17 protein-coding genes are annotated in these 17,044 nt (G+C 44.3%); 12 read left to right on the forward strand and 5 right to left on the reverse strand.

Annotation, left to right across the window (positions count from 1 at the left end; translation table 11 throughout):
• From rsxG to AC3CH3_RS10540, 5 genes are all read left to right on the forward strand, one after another.
• The gene (gene rsxG, locus AC3CH3_RS10520) at window positions 1-630 is read left to right on the forward strand and encodes an electron transport complex subunit RsxG (protein WP_488537113.1); all 630 of its coding nucleotides are present in this window, start codon (window positions 1-3) and stop codon (window positions 628-630) included.
• Entirely contained in the window at window positions 630-1,322 is a 693-nt protein-coding gene (locus tag AC3CH3_RS10525; RefSeq protein WP_017099961.1) for an electron transport complex subunit E, read from the forward strand. Before rsxG ends, AC3CH3_RS10525 begins: the two co-directional genes overlap by 1 nt.
• Before the next feature lie 183 nt (window positions 1,323-1,505).
• Window positions 1,506-2,141, forward strand: a complete 636-nt coding sequence (gene nth, locus AC3CH3_RS10530) for an endonuclease III (RefSeq protein WP_488537114.1) — start codon at window positions 1,506-1,508, stop codon at window positions 2,139-2,141.
• A 127-nt stretch (window positions 2,142-2,268) separates the two neighbouring features.
• A complete protein-coding gene (gene gloA / locus AC3CH3_RS10535; RefSeq protein ID WP_123283437.1) occupies window positions 2,269-2,685 on the forward strand; it encodes a lactoylglutathione lyase in 417 nt (138 codons plus the stop codon).
• Between the two features lie 201 nt (window positions 2,686-2,886).
• Window positions 2,887-3,321, forward strand: coding sequence for a DUF2753 domain-containing protein (locus AC3CH3_RS10540; RefSeq protein WP_004734047.1), 435 nt, complete (start codon window positions 2,887-2,889; stop codon window positions 3,319-3,321).
• A 95-nt stretch (window positions 3,322-3,416) separates the two neighbouring features.
• Here AC3CH3_RS10540 and motY read toward each other — a convergent pair whose 3' ends face one another.
• Window positions 3,417-4,298 carry a flagellar protein MotY gene (motY, locus tag AC3CH3_RS10545; protein ID WP_004734048.1) on the reverse strand — a complete coding sequence of 294 codons (882 nt, stop codon included), beginning with the start codon at window positions 4,296-4,298 and terminating at the stop codon, window positions 3,417-3,419.
• Window positions 4,299-4,486: 188 nt separating this feature from the next.
• Here motY and rnt point away from each other — a divergent pair, with 188 nt between their 5' ends.
• Window positions 4,487-5,131, forward strand: coding sequence for a ribonuclease T (gene rnt, locus AC3CH3_RS10550; RefSeq protein ID WP_017061178.1), 645 nt, complete (start codon window positions 4,487-4,489; stop codon window positions 5,129-5,131).
• A gap of 65 nt (window positions 5,132-5,196) precedes the next feature.
• Window positions 5,197-6,522 (forward strand): Na+/H+ antiporter family protein, encoded by a 1,326-nt coding sequence (locus AC3CH3_RS10555; RefSeq protein WP_048659751.1) that lies wholly within the window; start codon window positions 5,197-5,199, stop codon window positions 6,520-6,522.
• 209 nt (window positions 6,523-6,731) lie between these two features.
• Here the strand turns inward: AC3CH3_RS10555 and AC3CH3_RS10560 are convergent, their stop codons facing one another.
• Together AC3CH3_RS10560 and AC3CH3_RS10565 are read right to left on the reverse strand one after the other, a co-directional pair.
• A complete protein-coding gene (locus tag AC3CH3_RS10560) occupies window positions 6,732-7,361 on the reverse strand; it encodes a DsbA family protein (RefSeq protein ID WP_488537115.1) in 630 nt (209 codons plus the stop codon).
• 98 nt (window positions 7,362-7,459) lie between these two features.
• A complete protein-coding gene (locus AC3CH3_RS10565) occupies window positions 7,460-7,798 on the reverse strand; it encodes a Grx4 family monothiol glutaredoxin (protein ID WP_004741702.1) in 339 nt (112 codons plus the stop codon).
• A 269-nt stretch (window positions 7,799-8,067) separates the two neighbouring features.
• Between AC3CH3_RS10565 and sodB the strand changes: the two genes are divergently transcribed.
• The 3 genes from sodB to AC3CH3_RS10580 all read left to right on the forward strand — a co-directional run bounded on the left by sodB (window position 8,068) and on the right by AC3CH3_RS10580 (window position 10,352).
• Complete coding sequence (gene sodB, locus AC3CH3_RS10570) at window positions 8,068-8,652, forward strand: superoxide dismutase [Fe] (protein ID WP_004734050.1); 585 nt, start codon at window positions 8,068-8,070, stop codon at window positions 8,650-8,652.
• 235 nt (window positions 8,653-8,887) lie between these two features.
• Window positions 8,888-9,391 (forward strand): VC2046/SO_2500 family protein, encoded by a 504-nt coding sequence (locus tag AC3CH3_RS10575; RefSeq protein ID WP_264158385.1) that lies wholly within the window; start codon window positions 8,888-8,890, stop codon window positions 9,389-9,391.
• A gap of 277 nt (window positions 9,392-9,668) precedes the next feature.
• Window positions 9,669-10,352, forward strand: coding sequence for an SDR family oxidoreductase (locus tag AC3CH3_RS10580; protein WP_019823804.1), 684 nt, complete (start codon window positions 9,669-9,671; stop codon window positions 10,350-10,352).
• A 186-nt stretch (window positions 10,353-10,538) separates the two neighbouring features.
• Here the strand turns inward: AC3CH3_RS10580 and adhE are convergent, their stop codons facing one another.
• Window positions 10,539-13,244, reverse strand: a complete 2,706-nt coding sequence (gene adhE, locus AC3CH3_RS10585) for a bifunctional acetaldehyde-CoA/alcohol dehydrogenase (protein ID WP_017056490.1) — start codon at window positions 13,242-13,244, stop codon at window positions 10,539-10,541.
• A gap of 638 nt (window positions 13,245-13,882) precedes the next feature.
• Here adhE and AC3CH3_RS10590 point away from each other — a divergent pair.
• Entirely contained in the window at window positions 13,883-14,521 is a 639-nt protein-coding gene (locus AC3CH3_RS10590) for a YchE family NAAT transporter (protein ID WP_004734056.1), read from the forward strand.
• A 149-nt stretch (window positions 14,522-14,670) separates the two neighbouring features.
• Complete coding sequence (locus AC3CH3_RS10595) at window positions 14,671-15,513, forward strand: ion transporter (protein WP_029405552.1); 843 nt, start codon at window positions 14,671-14,673, stop codon at window positions 15,511-15,513.
• Between the two features lie 152 nt (window positions 15,514-15,665).
• Here AC3CH3_RS10595 and asd read toward each other — a convergent pair whose 3' ends face one another.
• Window positions 15,666-16,784, reverse strand: a complete 1,119-nt coding sequence (gene asd, locus AC3CH3_RS10600) for an aspartate-semialdehyde dehydrogenase (RefSeq protein ID WP_017629874.1) — start codon at window positions 16,782-16,784, stop codon at window positions 15,666-15,668.
• Window positions 16,785-17,044: the final 260 nt, after the last annotated feature.

The following is a 17,044-nucleotide window of genomic DNA, read 5'->3' on the forward strand; positions in this document are numbered from 1 at the left end:
ATGCTAAATGCAATTAAGAAAAACGGTCTTGTACTTGCGATTTTTGCCTGCGCTTCGACGGGTTTGGTCGCGGTAACTCACTACCTGACCAAAGATCAAATCAAACAACAAGAACAGGCTCAGTTACTGTCTGTGCTTAACCAAGTGATCCCACACGATCTGCACGACAACGAGCTGTTTTCGTCTTGTACTTTGGTTCAAGCAGAAGAGCTTGGAACTGAGCAAGCGATGCCGGCTTACATTGCTAAAATCAATGGTGAGCCGAGTGCGATTGCGATCGAAGCGATTGCCCCTGACGGCTACAACGGCGCGATTAAAGTGATTGTTGGAATGAAGATCGACGGTACTATTTTAGGTACTCGCGTGCTTTCTCACCAAGAAACTCCAGGTTTGGGTGATAAGATTGATTTGCGTGTAAGTGATTGGGTTCTTTCGTTTGCAGGCAAACAAGTAACAAATTCTAATCTTGACCGTTGGAAGGTTCGTAAAGACGGTGGTGACTTTGACCAGTTTACTGGCGCAACCATCACACCTAGAGCGGTCGTGAAGTCAGTCAAACAAGCGGTTCAATACGTTAACCAAAACAACCAAGCATTGCTTGCTCAACCTCTAAATTGTGGTGGTGAATAATGAGTGACCATAAAACACTGATCAAAAATGGCATGTGGGCCAATAACCCTGCCCTAGTGCAACTTCTTGGGTTATGTCCGCTGCTGGCTGTATCGTCAACAGTCACTAACGCACTTGGGCTAGGTATTGCTACCTTGCTTGTACTGGTCGGTTCAAACGTTTCTGTTTCTTTGGTTCGTAACCACGTACCAAAAGAAGTGCGTATCCCAGTATTCGTAATGATCATTGCCTCGCTAGTAACGTGTGTTCAACTACTGATGAACGCTTACGCTTATGGGCTTTACCTCTCTTTGGGTATCTTCATCCCGCTGATCGTGACCAACTGCATCATCATTGGTCGTGCGGAAGCCTTCGCTTCAAAGAATGAAGTGCTACCAGCGGCTCAAGATGGCTTCTGGATGGGTCTTGGCATGACATCGGTACTGGTTGTACTGGGCGCAATGCGTGAGGTTATCGGTAACGGCACCCTGTTTGATGGTGCAGACCTGCTTCTTGGTGATTGGGCTTCTGTATTACGAATCCAGATATTCCAATTTGATAACAGCTTCTTGTTAGCCCTGCTTCCACCGGGTGCCTTTATTGGTGTTGGTTTCTTGATTGCGTTGAAAAACATCATCGACAACCAAGCAAAATCTAGACAGCCTAAACAAGAAAAACCAGTCATTGAACGCGCTCGCGTTACCAATGCTTAATGAGTTACAGTAGTTTAAAGCCTGCTGAGTAGCTCAACCGCTCAGCGGGTAATTAGATTGACCAAATACACATAATAATGACGCTCATAAGAGCGCGTAACAGATGATAAAGCCTGAGCATTTAGAGTTTATTGAATACCCACTCTGGAACTCAAGCCCTAACTATTTGAAAGTAATGTCGCTATGAACAATGTAAAACGAGTAGAAATACTTGAGCGTTTAAGAGAAAACAACCCAAAGCCAGAGACTGAGCTTAACTGGAACAGTCCATTCGAACTGCTGATTGCTGTTCTATTGTCTGCACAGGCAACTGACGTCAGCGTGAACAAGGCCACGGATAAGCTTTACCCTGTTGCCAATACTCCACAAGCGATTTTTGACCTAGGTGTTGATGGCTTAAAAGAGTACATCAAGACAATCGGTCTATTTAATTCAAAAGCAGAAAACACCATTAAAACGTGTCGCATGCTGCTTGACCTACATAACGGTGAAGTGCCGGAAGATCGCGCGTCATTAGAAGCCCTTCCTGGTGTTGGCCGTAAAACTGCTAACGTAGTATTGAACACCGCTTTCGGTTGGCCAACCATTGCCGTTGATACTCACATCTACCGTGTATCAAACCGAACTAAGCTAGCAATGGGTAAAACCGTCGACGATGTCGAGGCAAAGCTGCTCAAAGTTATTCCCAAAGAATTCAAACTGGATGTCCACCATTGGCTCATTCTTCATGGACGTTACACCTGTGTCGCGCGTAAACCACGCTGTGGCAGCTGTATCATTGAAGACTTGTGTGAGTTCAAAGAGAAAACGGACGTCTAGGCTCATAAGCTGTTAGCCCTAAGCGAAAGAAGCTAACAAGCCTATTGGCCAAAAAAGCGCCGCGTTTATCCAGCGGCATAAAACAGAATTACAAAAACGTATACATAATTAAAGCTAGGAGCAAATCATGTCAAACGGTCGTATTTTACACACCATGCTACGCGTTGGTGATCTAGACAAGTCTATCGAGTTCTACACCAATGTAATGGGTATGCAGCTATTACGTAAGAACGAAAACAAAGAGTACGAATACACACTGGCTTTCGTTGGCTTTGGCGACGAATCTCAAGGCGCAGTGATTGAGCTGACTTACAACTGGGGCACGACTGAATATGACCTTGGCTCAGCTTTTGGTCACGTTGCTATCGGTGTTGATGACATCTACACAACGTGTGATGCGATTAAAGCAGCAGGCGGTAATGTGACACGTCAAGCTGGCCCGGTTAAAGGCGGCTCTACTCACATCGCATTCGTTAAAGATCCTGACGGTTACATGATTGAGCTTATTCAGAACAAACAAGCAAGTGCCGGTCTAGAAGGTTAATTCCTCAACCTCTTTGCGAATTTGAGCTTGAACGCCTGATGAAATGAAAAAAAGAAGTGAGCACTGTGCTCGCTTCTTTTTTATGTTTCCACGCACGAACAATACCCTTCACCAATTATTATTAACAATCTCACCAATGAAACTTTACATGATAATGATTATCATTTAAATTAAACACCTATTGATTAGTGAGGTAATACAATGATTAGCGAATGGGAAAAACACACGTTACTTGCCGATACTGCATTGCAGCTCGACGATCCTGTACGAAGTATTCTCCACTATCAGCAAGCATTGAACTTGAGCGAAGAAATCACTGAGCGTACCGATATTCAGGCTGACGAACGCCTACTGATCTCTGTGATCTCTTGCCACAATCTCGCGCAATTCTGGCGATGGGCTGGTGATACCGAATACGAGCTCAAGTATCTTCAATTGGCTTCAGAAAAAGTGCTGACACTGATCCCGCAGTGCCCTAACACTCAATGTTCCAGCTTTATCGATTCTATTGGTTGCTGTAAGAAAGCGCTGATCGATTTCATGAAACGCCATCCCAATCCTAAAATTGCTTCTATGGTAGAAAAGATCGATACCGCGACCAACTGTGAAATGATCGCTCGTTTCCGCTTGAACTAAACGAGTTGCGTTTAGACAATGGCTCCAAATTTTAAAGACAAAAAAGCCCGTCATTACGACGGGCTATCTGATTTCAAAACAAGCAATTATTCTGCTTAAACCTGCGTACGACCTAAAGAGATAACAACGCGTCGGTTCTTGTCTTTACCAATTGGCGAATTGTTGTCTGCAATCGGGCGACGTTTACCATAGCCCTGAACTTGGATACGATCTTCTGGCAAGCCTAAAGATTTGAAGTACTCTCTTAACGATTCCGCTCTGCGCTCTGAAAGGTTTTGGCTAATACCTTTGCTGTCGACAGAATCGGTGTACGTTGCCACCAGCACAAGATCGATGTCTTGGTTATAGCGAACGTAATCGGCGATCTGGCTCAGCCTTTTGCGCGACGACTTGTTCAGCTGATCACTGTTACGGTCATAGTGCAAAATAGTGAAAGAGATATCTTCAAAGCTGTAAGGCAGCAGGTTAGCAACACAGTCACTGAACACATTGTATTTTTCTTGGAATAACACCGACGACAGCGACACTTCGATTCGCTGGTCGCGGCTCTGCCACTCTTGGTAACTGAATGTCGGGTAGCGCCCTTTCTCCAACTCACTCAAGATTCCCCACGCCGTTTGACCGCCAACGTAGCCATCAAATTGTTGGAAGAACTTAATGGTTGTCATGCGATCAGCACTTTCACCCGGACGCCAAGGTGGCGGCATCGAAATCAAGCTGACATTACGCGTAGCACCCATCGGGCGACGCATTTTAAGCTCAAAGTCCAAAATGATTTTTTTACTCGCGCGAGATGAGAACTCAGCATCACCAAAATTTGGGATAGGGTGAACCAAGCGGCATTCGAGTGGCGTGTTGGCCACCATCTCCCACGTTGACTGTTGAGGAGATGCTCCGTAACGCTTTTCTTGTGCCATTACTGGTGACGACATAAGTAGCGAAAATAGCATTGAACCTGTTATGAGTTGTTTCTTCATAAAGTGGAGTATCTCTTAAGCAATTCGTTTAACAATGCAGCCAATTGCCGCATTTTTCTCTCACGTTTAAATATGCAATTATCAAGCCGCAATGGATTAGGTAATTTATGATTTATTGCCCTTCCCTAGTTTTTATCACTGCTATTATCTGCAATAATGCAGCCTTAATAACACTTATTTGGGCTAACATGACTGTAGAAAACGAAGCTCTGACCCTAAAAAAACGCTTTCGTGGCTATTTTCCAGTGGTCATCGACGTGGAAACCGCAGGGTTTAACGCTGAAACCGATGCATTATTAGAAATCTGTGCCATTACGTTAAAAATGGATGAGAACGGAGATCTGCACCCTGCATCAACGCTTCATTTTCACATTGAGCCTTTTGAAGGCGCAAATATAGAGCAGGCAGCATTAGACTTTAACGGAATTAAAGACCCATTTAGCCCATTACGTGGTGCTGTGTCGGAACAAGAAGCCCTTAAAGAAATCTACAAGCTAGTGAGAAAAGAACAAAAAGCTTCAGATTGCAGTCGCGCAATCATGGTTGCTCACAACGCTACATTCGATTTGAACTTCGTTAATGCGGCAAGTGAGCGCTGTAAGCTTAAACGCGTCCCTTTCCATCCATTTGCTACTTTTGACACTGCAGCTCTTAGTGGTCTTGCCTACGGTCAAACCGTTTTGGCTAAAGCTTGCCGCACTGCAGGGATGGAATTTGACAACAAAGAAGCACACTCTGCTTTGTATGATACGCAAAAAACCACAGAGTTATTTTGCGGCATTGTAAACAAATGGAAAGCCCTTGGTGGTTGGCCTCTTGTTGACGAAGAATAAAAAATAGAGTCGGTAAACGTTCACTCGTATTGCCTTCATAAAAAACACAACATCCCGAGAATAATATGAATCCTGTTGTAATTTCAGTTTGCATCATGCTTGTTTTAGCTTTGATGCGCGTAAACGTAGTCGTTGCTCTCACGTTCAGCGCAATTATCGGTGGCGTAGCCTCTGGTATGGGCTTGAACGACGCAGTCGCGGCTTTCGAAAGTGGATTAGGTGGCGGTGCAACTATCGCACTTAGCTACGCTATGCTTGGTACATTCGCTGTTGCTATCTCACGTTCTGGTATAACGGATCTCCTTGCTCAAAGTGTTATCAAACGCATTCACGGCAAAGAGAACAGTGCAGCATCGACTGGTCTTAAATACGGCATCCTTGCGTCGTTGATCTTAGTGACCATGTCTTCACAAAACGTGATTCCTGTACATATCGCCTTCATCCCAATCTTAATCCCACCTCTACTAGGCGTATTCGCAAAAATGAACCTAGACCGTCGTCTAGTTGCGTGTGTGCTTACTTTTGGTCTGATTACGCCTTACATGGTGTTACCGATTGGTTTTGGCGGCATCTTCCTAAACAACATCCTGCTTAAAAACCTTCACGACAATGGTCTTGAAAACGTTGTAGCGAGCCAAGTACCTATGGCAATGTTGTTACCAGCAGCAGGCATGATCTTCGGCCTTCTTACCGCAGTATTCTTTACTTACCGTAAGCCTCGCCAATACAAAGAAACCTCTCACACTGTTGTTTCAACAGAAGTGAAAGAGATCAACAAGAAGCACATCCTAGTTGCAGCGGCTGGTATCGTAGCAGCGCTAACAGTTCAACTGTCGACGGGTTCTATGATCATCGGTGCTCTAGCGGGCTTCATGGTATTTACCTTCGGTGGCGTCATTGCTTGGAAAGAGACACAAGATGTTTTCACCAAGGGCGTTCATATGATGGCAATGATCGGTTTCATCATGATTGCAGCGGCAGGTTTCGCGGCAGTTATGAAGCAAACGGGTGGCGTTGAATCTCTGGTTGAAGCTCTTTCAACTAGCATCGGTGACAATAAACCACTAGCAGCGCTACTTATGCTAGTGGTTGGTCTACTGGTAACAATGGGCATTGGCTCTTCGTTCTCTACGATTCCAATCCTTGCAACTATCTACGTTCCACTAGCAGCAGCATTTGGTTTCTCACCAATGGCAACGATCGCTCTAGTAGGTACAGCAGCAGCACTTGGTGATGCAGGTTCTCCGGCTTCTGACTCAACATTAGGTCCAACGTCTGGTCTAAATGCTGATGGTCAACATGAGCACGTATGGGAAACCGTAGTACCGACGTTCTTGCACTACAACATCCCACTGATCGTATTCGGTTGGATTGCAGCCATGGTTCTGTAATTAGGTTCTGTAGTAAAGAACCTAAGCTATTATTACAAAGACCGCCTCGTGCGGTCTTTTTTGTATCTGGGATATATCTTGCTCTTTTATTCTCTCTTACCCTTTACCACCTCAATAAACTCATTGCGCCAGATAAAAGAAAAGGCTTACTGTTGTAAGTAAGCCTTCAAAGTAGTGTGAACTAATTGAGAGTTAGAGCTCTCATTGAACTAAGCAGTAGGAGCGCTATTCACAAGTACTTCACGAATAGATTTAAGCGTCGTCTCCGACGAATGGTAATCCAACGCAACCTCAGTGAAGATACCGTTAACTTCAAGCATTAACGTTGGGTAAGAATGTACGCCTATCGCTTCTTTAAAGCCTAACTGGTCATCCAATTCACTTTCCAATAGTTTGCTAGAAAGATCATTTTCAAACTGTTGTACGTTCATACCCAACTCTTCAGCGAGTTGCAGATGAGTATCTTGGCTGTGTGGCAACATCGCACGCAAATAGTAAGCATGTTGAATCGCTTCAAGCATGGCTTCATAGTGGTCTTGAAAACCTGCAGCAATCACGGCACGGCACGCAGGGTAAGTACTGCGAACAGGTTGGCACTCTGTCCAAAAATCATGGTTAAACTCAGTACCCAACTTAGCTTCGATCTGCTTCCAAATCGCTTGCAGCTTGCCTTTCATCTCTTCTGACATTGGCTCATCAGAATCCGGCGCCAAACCACCCACTACATAGTTAAACTCAATGCTCGCAGGCAATTGTTGTTTCAATAACTCAAGTGTTGGCTTGTAACCCCAACACCAGCTGCACATTGGATCATGCACATAATGAAGTTTTACGTTCATTGTTCATTCCTTATCGAGTCAATGATTCGATCAATTAAAACAAAAAAGGAGCCTGATTAAGGCCCCTCATTTTAACTATTCAGCGCAAAGGCTAGAACTTATTCAGCGTCATCGCCAGCAACTTTAGCCGCTGCTTCTTTGATGATTGGCTGAAGTTCGCCTTTTTGGAACATCTCAAGAATGATGTCACAACCACCGATTAGCTCACCTTCAACCCAAAGTTGTGGGAAAGTTGGCCACTGTGCGTAAGCAGGAAGCTCTGCACGGATATCAGGGTTTTGTAGGATATCTACGTAAGCAAATTTTTCGCCACATGCCATTAGAGCTTGAGACGCTTGAGAAGAGAAACCACAGCTAGGTAGCTTAGGAGAACCTTTCATGTACAGTAGAATAGTGTTTTCTTCAATTTGCTGTTTGATTTTATCGATAGTTTCCATTGCTTCCTCGTTAATGGATTACGGCGTTTATTGCCTTTATTCTACCCCAAACTAAAAGAATAAAAACCATATAAAAAAAGCGGTTAACAAGCTAAGCTAACAATTCACACAAAAGTAATGAAATAAGCTTTTAATAAAGTAAAAACTTGCTAAACTATATCGCAAGTCAGCAAATTGACCATGGTTGGCAGTATAGCGAGCCATGAATAATAATATCACTGGAAGCAATCGAAAGAATTAACTCTTTCATATCAATGGAGAATTGAGCAATGGCATTTGAACTACCGGCTCTTCCTTACGCGAAAGACGCGCTAGAACCACACATCTCAGCAGAAACGCTAGATTTCCACCACGGTAAGCACCACAACACTTACGTTGTTAAGCTAAACGGTCTTATCCCAGGTACTGAGTTTGAAGGCAAAACACTAGAAGAGATCGTTAAGACTTCTACTGGTGGTGTTTTCAATAACGCTGCTCAAATCTGGAACCACACGTTCTACTGGCACTGTCTTGCTCCTAAAGCAGGCGGCGAACCAACTGGCGCTGTTGCAGAAGCTATCAACGCTGCATTCGGTTCTTTCGAAGAATTCAAAGCGAAATTCACTGATTCAGCAATCAACAACTTCGGTTCTTCTTGGACTTGGTTAGTTAAGAAAGCTGACGGTTCTCTAGACATCGTTAACACTTCTAACGCTGCTACTCCTCTAACAGAAGAAGGTGTTACTCCACTTCTAACTGTTGACCTATGGGAACACGCTTACTACATCGATTTCCGCAATGTTCGCCCTGACTACATGGCTGCATTCTGGAACCTAGTAAACTGGTCTTTCGTAGAAGAGAACCTAGCTAAGTAATTATTACTTACGCTGCGCTATCTATAGCGAGTTATCTATTGAAAGCTCATGCCTCGGCGTGAGCTTTTTTGTATCTGTCGTCTCCAAGATAAAAATCAGCATCAATCAACAGACCGTAGTTTCCACCTATCCCTACCTTTCATATCAGCCCTGCAGAAATTCGTTATTTGCCTGTAATTAAACACTAAAGTTTGCCGACTCCATGCCGTTAAAGGTGTATCGAATGAGAGGCAACATGCAAATACATACTTTAGACAAAGCAGGAATCATCAACGAACTGAAGTTCGGCATCGGGATCAGCCAAGCGGTTGAGCAAGGTCGCCGTGCAGATTTCGCGTTGTTGTTATCTATGTTTTCTAATGATGTTCGTGATTGCACGCCCATCGACACCATTGAAGTTAGCGAGACAAATGAAGATCGTCTACGTAAACACTTCGGCGTAGCAGATCCACAACCTTTGCGCTCGGACCAATCGTCTTATGAAATTTCGGCTCAACAGTCGGCTCAGTTTCATCAAGCAAGCCTTGCCAGTGCAAAGCTAAGCCATTACTTGAAACCTGAAGCGCTTGCTTTCATGCCTGAAGATACGCATGACTTTCCCGAAGAGGTTTATCAAAACCTTTCTGGTCATGATCGACGTAAATTGGCGAATAAACACTTGCCTGATTTGCCTCATGCCACGCTCTACAACGAATTGTCGACCGCTCAGCGTCAATATCAGATTCAAGCTCAGGTGTAGTTACTGGCTCCCCCTTTCTGACTTTCTCTTAAGGCTCCTCTTTTCCCATCTTGTGTGCACCTACGAATTCATTGATACAAGTGATATGAATCACTAGCCTTAGGCATCTATAATTTCCAGTTTGTCGATTACCTCTTGAAGTTACTACAAAATGTGACGTGCCACTAAATTCATAAAAACTTATTAATCGGCATACCTTAGTTTGAACCAATTCACACCCATTGTATAAAATTTGACCCATCCTTATCCGACACGGATGATTTGTTTAGGTACTGGGATGGAAATAAAAAGCTCAATCATATTGGTGACATCTGCCGGCTCGCGACTGGGAGGGACGATTGCGAACCACTTTGTTAACCTTGGAGCCACCGTCATCCTTTGTGATAAAGACTCGGAAGCACTCCAGGCGACGTATCTACAGTGTGCCCGCTTTTCTGACTCGGTTTATCACTACACGCTCAAAGGCAATGACAGCCAAGCTATTCTCAGCGTGTATGATTTTATTCAAACCACCTTCAACACGACACCCGATGTGCTGGTCAATAACTGGATAAGCTCCCCAATGCCAAGTCTGATTGGCGATCAACCTGTCAGTAGCTTTATTAATGATCTCTCGTCGATGGCATCGACCCTGTTTGCATTCGGGCAAATCAGTGCTGAGAGATTGCGAGAAGAAGATAAAGAAGGCGTGATTGTGAATGTGATATCTCATGATGACTTTCATGATGTGTCCGGCTTAGAGAGTGCAAATTCGATGATCACTGGCTTTACCCATAGTTGGGCGAAAGAGCTGACTCCCTTTGGTATTCGAGTCGGTGGTGTTGTTCCCGCCGTTCATAACTCCGATGGTAAGCTCAACCGATGTCACTGGGCGCAGCTGCAAGACGAGTTGACTCGAACCACTGAATACATTGTCTCGAATGACTACTTCAGTGGGCGAGTTGTCGCGGCAGAGGTTTAACTCCCTATTCCAAATTAACATAGCAGACTCGACTCAAATCGAGTAGCAAAGCAATTGCCTTTCAATCCGTTTTACAAACGAACCAAACATAAAAAAAGCCCCAGTCTCTCGACTGGGGCTTTCATCTTTTCCCGATAGATAAGTATCGTGCTAGCGAAAACTTATCTCAAAACTAATGCTTACTTATTATGCGTTAGCTTTTTCTTTTTTAGCTTTTGGCGCTTTCGCTTCAGCTGGCTTTTGGTCTGCTTTCTTAAGGATAACTGTAGTACCTTCGAAAGTTTCGCCTTCAACGTATGGTTGGCCGAAGTAAGAAGTTGTTAGCACTTCTTTTAGCTCAGTGATTAGAGGGTAACGTGGGTTAGCACCTGTACACTGGTCATCGAACGCTTCAACAGCTAGCTCGTCTAGTTTAGCGATGAAGTCAGACTCGTTAACACCCGCAGCTTGGATAGATAGTGGGATGTCTAGGTCAACTTTAAGCTCTTCTAACCAAGTCAGTAGACGTTCAATCTTCTGAGCAGTACGGTCACCAGCTTGGCTTAGGCCTAGGTGGTCAGCAACTTCAGCGTAACGACGGCGTGCTTGTGGACGGTCGTACTGAGAGAATGCAGTCTGCTTAGTTGGGTTATCGTTCGCGTTGTAACGTACAACGTTTGAGATAAGTAGTGCGTTAGCAAGACCGTGTGGTAGGTGGAACTCAGCACCAATTTTGTGAGCCATTGAGTGACACACACCTAGGAATGCGTTCGCAAATGCTACACCAGCGATAGTTGCTGCGTTGTGTACTTTCTCACGAGCGATTGGGTCAGCCGCACCATTTTTGTAGCTTGATGGTAGGTATTCTTTAAGCATCTTAAGTGCTTGAAGAGCTTGGCCGTCTGAGTACTCGTTCGCTAGAACAGATACGTAAGCTTCAAGAGCGTGAGTTACTGCATCGTAACCACCGAACGCTGTTAGAGACTTAGGCATGTTCATTACTAGGTTCGCATCAACGATAGCCATGTTTGGCGTGATTTCGTAATCAGCTAGTGGGTATTTAGCACCAGTCTTGTCGTCTGTAACAACAGCGAATGGAGTAACCTCTGAACCAGTACCTGAAGTTGTAGTGATACATACAAGCTCAGCTTTTTGACCCATTTTAGGGAACTTGTAGATACGTTTACGGATATCCATAAAGCGCATTGCTAGTTCTTCGAAGTGAGTTTCTGGGTGCTCGTACATAACCCACATGATCTTAGCAGCATCCATTGGAGAACCGCCACCTAGAGCAAGGATTACGTCAGGTTGGAAGCTCTTCATTGCTTCAGCGCCTTTCTCAACAACAGATAGCGTTGGATCCGCTTCTACGTCGAAGAAAGTTTGTACTTCGATGCCTTGTGCTTTAAGCAGGCTAACTACGTCATCTGCGTAACCGTTGTTGAATAGGAAACGGTCAGTTACTAGGAATGCGCGTTTCTTACCTTCTAGGTCGCTCATTGCGATTGGAAGGCTACCACGACGGAAGTAGATAGACTTAGGTAGTTTGTGCCACAACATGTTTTCAGCTCGCTTCGCTACAGTTTTCTTGTTGATTAGGTGCTTAGGACCTACGTTCTCAGAGATAGAGTTACCACCCCATGAACCACAACCTAGAGTTAGAGAAGGTGCAACGTTGAAGTTGTACAGGTCACCGATACCACCGTGAGTAGTCGGGATGTTGATTAGGATACGAGCAGTCTTCATCTTGTCACCGAAGTAACGAATGCGGTCTGCGTTAGTATCTTGGTTAGTGTAAAGACCAGATGTGTGACCGATACCACCGATTTCAACCATAGTTACCGCTTGAGCAACTGCGTCTTCGAAGTCGTCTGCGCGGAATAGACCTAGAGTTGGAGATAGTTTCTCGTGAGCGAATTCGTCATCGTAAGAAACTTTACCAAGACCTTCACCTACAAGTACTTTTGTATCAGCAGGAACTTTAACACCAGCCATTTCAGCGATTGCTGGAGCAGGTTGACCTACGATTTTAGCGTTTAGGTTGCCGTCGATAAGCAGAACTTTACGTACTTTATCAGCGTCAGCTTTAGATAGAACGTGAGCTTTATGAGAAGCGAAACGCTCTTTCACTTCGTCGTATACTTCACCAACTACGATTGCAGCTTGCTCAGAAGCACATACTACGCCGTTATCAAAAGTCTTAGACATAAGGATAGAGGCTACAGCACGTTTGATGTCAGCTGTTTCATCGATAACTACAGGAACGTTACCAGCACCAACACCGATAGCAGGCTTACCAGAAGAGTATGCTGCTTTAACCATGCCTGGACCACCAGTAGCAAGGATAAGTGCGATACCGTCGTGCTTCATAAGCGCGTTAGAAAGCTCTACAGATGGTTGGTCAATCCAACCGATGATGTCTCTTGGAGCACCAGCTGCAACAGCCGCGTCTAGAACTAGTTTCGCTGCATCGTTAGTTGAGTTCTTTGCACGTGGGTGTGGCGAGAAGATGATGCCGTTACGTGTCTTAAGAGAAATTAGAGATTTGAAGATTGCTGTAGAAGTTGGGTTCGTTGTTGGAACGATACCACAGATGATACCTACAGGCTCAGCGATAGTCATTGTGCCTAGGTTGTCATCTTCTTCTAAGATGCCACATGTTTTTTCGTCTTTGTATTTGTTGTAGATAAATTCAGATGCAAAGTGGTTTTTGATAACCTTATCTTCAACAATACCCATTCCAGATTCAGCAACTGCTTGTTGAGCAAGTGGAATACGAGCGTGGTTAGCAGCAAGAGAAGCTGCGCGGAAGATTGCGTCTACTTTCTCTTGAGAGAATGTTGCAAACTCTTCTTGTGCTGCTTTAACGCGAGCTACTAGAGCATCAAGTTCCGCTAAGTTAGTTACAGGCATGGTGGATCTCCTAAAATAATAAATATTAAAAACTTTTTATTAAATTCGCTGCTTGCCGTTAACCTTAAAAACCAGCGTTCTTAGTAAATTGCTTTCAGGGCTGAGTATATTATTTCACTGTGTGAAAAAAATTGACCCAGATCAGTTACCCAAAAAGAATTAACCAGAAAGTAGTAAGGCAATCGCAAAAATGAACTTAAGAGCATGATTTATATAGATTAAACTCACACTTTTCGTTCGCGCAAAAAACAAGCAAACAGACAACTTTTTTCTACATAGCGTAATAAACTGTAAAAAAGTTTCATTTTTAGTCCGTTAAATTACATGTATACAGCTATATTCGTGCTACTGAGAGTATATCCATACCGTTGTACGGGCTAGATTCTGACATAATTTTTATTAATTTCGTGCGTCGGTTAACAGTTACTCAATAATAAATTACAAAATTAAACACCACCAACTAGCTTGCAACAGGCTTAAAACAAAAGTGAGATTCAATTAGTTTTTCTAAAAAGAATCACCCATTTCAAGTTAGTTTTTTTCATTCGCGTAAATTGAGTTTGTGCCTTACATTACGCGCCTAAACTATTCACAGATCAAACCTTCAACCTTAAGTACGCTAACTGGAGATCGCTCTCATGCAAGGCTTAGAACTCGCAATTTTTATGCAATTCTTCCTTGGGCTTGTTGCTGCCGTAAACCCAATCGGCATCATGCCTGTTTTTGTTTCTCTTACTGCTCATATGCCGCCAGAAGAGAGGAACAGGACAGCCTTACAAGCAAACATTGCTGTTGCCGTGATCCTCATTGTCTCTCTTGTTGCGGGGCAAATGCTGCTTGATATGTTTAGTATCTCGCTGGACTCATTCCGTGTTGCAGGTGGTTTACTATTACTGAGCATCGCATTTTCGATGATGAGCGGTAAGCTCGGTGAAGATAAGCAGAACAAACAAGAAAAATCTGAATACATCAGCAAAGAGCAAATCGGTGTTGTTCCACTGGCTATGCCGCTAATGGCAGGCCCAGGTGCTATCAGCTCGACCATTGTTTACGGGTCTCGCTACCCTGCAGCTATTGATACGGTCGGCATCGGCATTAGTATCATCGCATTCGCAACATGCTCTTGGCTTTTGTTCCGTTCAGCGCCGGTTATCGTTCGCTTTTTAGGTCAAACGGGTATCAACGTGATCACTCGTATCATGGGCCTGATTCTTGGCGCATTGGGTATCGAGTTCATCGCCAATGGCCTACGTAATCTGTTCCCAGGTTTAGCATAACGTTTAACGGCATTTCGGTTGCTCTATAAAGGGCAACAATATTGAAATATAGATAAGGCGAGTAAAGCAATTGGGCTTTCACTCGCCTCGTTATTATGAAGCTTGTATAATGACTGTTAATGCATTTAACAGAAGACGAACCTCTCCTTATGTCACGCAAGCCACTTAAGCATCATTTGTACGTCATTATCTTTGGTACTCACACGCCAGCCGGACGTGCATTTGATATATCTCTGATCGTTGCAATCTTGGCTTCGCTGTTGGTTCTAATCTTAGAATCCATCCCTAATGTGATGACCGAATGGTCACAACAGCTGCGTTATATCGAATACACCTTCACTGCGCTCTTCACTCTTGAGTATTTGTTAAGGCTCTATTGCTCTCCAAAACCAAAATCTTACGCCACCAGCTTTTATGGTGTTGTTGACCTATTGGCGATTCTTCCGACTTACCTAGCGATCATCTTCCCCGGCGCTTCATTTATGGGAGTGGTGAGACTGCTGCGTGTGATGCGTATATTCCGTATCCTAAAATTGGTTCGCTACCTACAAGATTCCAATATCCTATTACGCTCACTATTAATGGCACGACGAAAGATACTGATTTTCTTCAGCACAGTGGGCATCTTGGTCGTTATCTTTGGCGCTCTGATCTTTGTTATTGAAGGTCCCCACAATGGCTTCACCAGTATTCCTCACAGTATCTACTGGGCAATCGTGACCATCACAACCGTGGGTTACGGTGACATGGTGCCGCAAACCGCGCTTGGTAAAGCCATAGCATCACTGACCATGCTATTGGGTTACTCTATCTTAGCGGTACCGACCGGGATCATTACTGCAGAACTCAGTAATGAGATGAACTCGCACAAAGAATTGGTTAAGTGCCCTAACTGCAACCGAGCGGGCCATGATTCGGACGCCATGTATTGCAAGCACTGTGCTAGCGAATTAGCGGATCCAGACAAGCGTGTCGTCACCGACGAGAAATAAAAGCAGACACGAGATTCGAGTAGCGAGATGCGAAGAGATTTAAGGGCAGTTTCGAGGGCCGAATAACGAGGTAGCAATAAACTAAAAAGGGTTGACGTTTGTCGTCAACCCTTTCGGTTTATCAGCTAATAGAATTTAAGCAATCTTGCCTATTACGCTTTCTCAGCAAGGATAATGCGCAGAGTACGACGTAGTGGTTCTGCAGCACCCCAAAGCAGTTGGTCACCAACCGTGAAGGCGTTTAGGAAATCGTTACCCATCGACATCTTACGCAGACGACCGACTGGTACAGACATTGTGCCTGTTACTTTCGCTGGTGTTAGCTCCTGTGCCGTGATGTCACGGTCATTAGGAATCACTTTAACCCAATCATTGTGCGTTGCGATGATCTCTTCGATCTCGTCCATTGGAACGTCTTGCTTAAGCTTAATCGTTAGTGCTTGAGCGTGACAACGCATTGCACCGATTCGTACACAAGTACCATCAATTGGGATTGGCTGACCATCTAGACCAAGGATCTTGTTTGCTTCAACACCGGCTTTCCACTCTTCTTTGCTCTGACCGTTTTCACGCTTCACATCGATCCAAGGAATCAGTGAGCCTGCAAGCGGAGCACCAAATTGGTCTGTTGGGAATGAAGATGAACGAATCGTATCAGCCACTTTCTTATCGATATCAAGAATTGAACTTGAAGGATTCGCTAACTCAGAACTTACGCTGTCGTTGATCACACCCATTTGTGAGATCAGCTCACGCATGTTCTTAGCACCCGCACCAGAAGCGGCTTGGTAAGTCATGGCACTCATCCACTCAACCATGCCTTTCTCGTACAGACCACCTAGAGCCATAAGCATTAAGCTCACAGTACAGTTACCGCCAACGAACGTGTTGGTGCCGCTGTGAATGCCTTGCTGAATTTGAGCCAAGTTAACAGGATCAAGAGTGATGATTGAATCAGCATCCATACGCAGAGTAGAAGCTGCATCAATCCAGTAACCTTTCCAACCTGCTTGACGCAGTGCTGGGTATACTTTTGATGTGTAATCGCCGCCTTGACAGGTAATCACAGCATCAAGCTGTTTTAGGCTATCAATATCAAAAGCGTCTTGAAGTAGACCCGCATCTTTACCACCTAAAACAGGGGCAGGAATACCAATCTGAGATGTGCTGTAATAAACAGGCTCAATCAAGTCGAAGTCTTTCTCTTCAACCATACGTTGCATCAGTACAGAACCAACCATACCGCGCCAACCAACTAGACCTACTCTCATTGCTCACTCTCCATGTATAAATTAAAAATTGCTCTCCCCCATCTATAAGTTTTTCAGAAACAGAACTCAAGTGCTTTTTGTCAAAAAGTGTAACTTTTTCGTTTCTTTTAAGTGAACGTAATGAATCGTGCAGTTATCTCTGTATCGACATTCCATCTCCACCTCATTGATTAGGCGCCCATTATCGTCAAATTCAAACATTTACATCGCCAAAATCGATTCAATCGACGCTCATCACAAACAGTAAATCCCTCTTTTAA

The organism is Vibrio sp. QJM3NY_35, from assembly GCF_057785915.1.

Bases quoted from the DNA above. Each gene is read 5' to 3' on its own strand.
- adhE (WP_017056490.1), bottom strand. From the start codon at position 13,244: ATGCCTGTAACTAACTTAGCGGAACTTGATGCTCTAGTAGCTCGCGTT.
- AC3CH3_RS10525 (WP_017099961.1), top strand. From the start codon at position 630: ATGAGTGACCATAAAACACTGATCAAAAATGGCATGTGGGCCAATAAC.
- sodB (WP_004734050.1), top strand. From the start codon at position 8,068: ATGGCATTTGAACTACCGGCTCTTCCTTACGCGAAAGACGCGCTAGAA.
- AC3CH3_RS10590 (WP_004734056.1), top strand. From the start codon at position 13,883: ATGCAAGGCTTAGAACTCGCAATTTTTATGCAATTCTTCCTTGGGCTT.
- gloA (WP_123283437.1), top strand. From the start codon at position 2,269: ATGTCAAACGGTCGTATTTTACACACCATGCTACGCGTTGGTGATCTA.
- AC3CH3_RS10595 (WP_029405552.1), top strand. From the start codon at position 14,671: ATGTCACGCAAGCCACTTAAGCATCATTTGTACGTCATTATCTTTGGT.
- AC3CH3_RS10540 (WP_004734047.1), top strand. From the start codon at position 2,887: ATGATTAGCGAATGGGAAAAACACACGTTACTTGCCGATACTGCATTG.
- AC3CH3_RS10575 (WP_264158385.1), top strand. From the start codon at position 8,888: ATGCAAATACATACTTTAGACAAAGCAGGAATCATCAACGAACTGAAG.
- asd (WP_017629874.1), bottom strand. From the start codon at position 16,784: ATGAGAGTAGGTCTAGTTGGTTGGCGCGGTATGGTTGGTTCTGTACTG.
- rsxG (WP_488537113.1), top strand. From the start codon at position 1: ATGCTAAATGCAATTAAGAAAAACGGTCTTGTACTTGCGATTTTTGCC.
- AC3CH3_RS10565 (WP_004741702.1), bottom strand. From the start codon at position 7,798: ATGGAAACTATCGATAAAATCAAACAGCAAATTGAAGAAAACACTATT.
- AC3CH3_RS10580 (WP_019823804.1), top strand. From the start codon at position 9,669: ATGGAAATAAAAAGCTCAATCATATTGGTGACATCTGCCGGCTCGCGA.
- nth (WP_488537114.1), top strand. From the start codon at position 1,506: ATGAACAATGTAAAACGAGTAGAAATACTTGAGCGTTTAAGAGAAAAC.
- AC3CH3_RS10555 (WP_048659751.1), top strand. From the start codon at position 5,197: ATGAATCCTGTTGTAATTTCAGTTTGCATCATGCTTGTTTTAGCTTTG.
- rnt (WP_017061178.1), top strand. From the start codon at position 4,487: ATGACTGTAGAAAACGAAGCTCTGACCCTAAAAAAACGCTTTCGTGGC.
- motY (WP_004734048.1), bottom strand. From the start codon at position 4,298: ATGAAGAAACAACTCATAACAGGTTCAATGCTATTTTCGCTACTTATG.
- AC3CH3_RS10560 (WP_488537115.1), bottom strand. From the start codon at position 7,361: ATGAACGTAAAACTTCATTATGTGCATGATCCAATGTGCAGCTGGTGT.